The 850-nt window shown below is 73.9% G+C and carries 2 protein-coding genes; one reads left to right on the top strand and one right to left on the bottom strand.

The window, feature by feature from the left end; all coding sequences use genetic code 11:
* Positions 1-4 precede the first annotated feature (4 nt).
* Positions 5-163 (top strand): hypothetical protein, encoded by a 159-nt coding sequence (locus JHN45_RS52265; RefSeq protein WP_307783466.1) that lies wholly within the window; start codon positions 5-7, stop codon positions 161-163.
* An 81-nt stretch (positions 164-244) separates the two neighbouring features.
* On the opposite strand, the gene JHN45_RS52260 is transcribed toward JHN45_RS52265, so the two are convergent.
* On the bottom strand, positions 245-850 hold a 606-nt coding region (locus JHN45_RS52260), incomplete at its 5' end, for an ATP-binding cassette domain-containing protein (protein WP_201056550.1).

Here is an 850-nt window from a genome sequence, read left to right as displayed (position 1 = left end):
CGGCATCTCGGCCGTCGCGGCCCCGGTCTACGCCCCCGACCGCGGCTCCCGCCCGATCGCCGCGATCTCCGTCACCGGCGGCACCCGCCGCCTGGACGTGGACCGCATCGGAGCCCGGCTGTGCGCGGCGGCACGGGCGATCACGCGGAGCCTGTCGGTCTGACAGAGCCACGTCCGGACGCTGTCGGTCTGACAGAGCCACCTCGGGAGGCTGTCGGTCTGACACGGCCGCCTCCGGACCCTGTCAGTCCGGTGCCGTCACCTCCGTCCGCTGCATCGCCACCGCCAGCCCGTGTTCGGTCAGTTGCTCCCCGCGCACCTCCTCGGTGACCTTCCCGCGCACGAACACCAGCACCCGGTCACACACCTCCGTCAGCTCCGCGAGGTCGGTCGAGGCGATCAGGACGGCCGCGCCGCCCGCCGCCAACTCGCCGACGATGCGGTGCATTTCGGCGCGTACGCCGACGTCGACACCCCGGGTCGGATCGTCGAGGACGACGATCTTCGGTTCGGTCGCGAGCCACTTGGCGAAGACGACCTTCTGCTGATTGCCGCCGGACAGCCGGGCGACCAGGTCGTAGGGCCCGCCGCGCAGCCGGAGCCGCTCGGTCAACTCGGCCGTGCGGCGCACGAGTTCGGAGCGGGCGGGGGCTATCCCGCCCCGGCCGAGCGCCAGCCAGCTGACCGCCGTGGTGTTCTCCCACACCGTGCGGTCCACCATCAGCCCGTACCGTTTGCGGTCGCTCGGCACGAAGGCGACACCCGCGCGCACCGCGCCCCGCAGCGAGCGCGGCAGCCCCCGCCCGCCGACGTCCACCCGGCCCCCGGAGACCGCCGTACGCCCGCCGTT

The sequence above is a fragment of the Streptomyces sp. MBT53 genome, from assembly GCF_016654115.1.
GTDB lineage: Bacteria > Actinomycetota > Actinomycetes > Streptomycetales > Streptomycetaceae > Streptomyces.
This window is presented reverse-complemented; position numbering and strand designations above follow the sequence as displayed.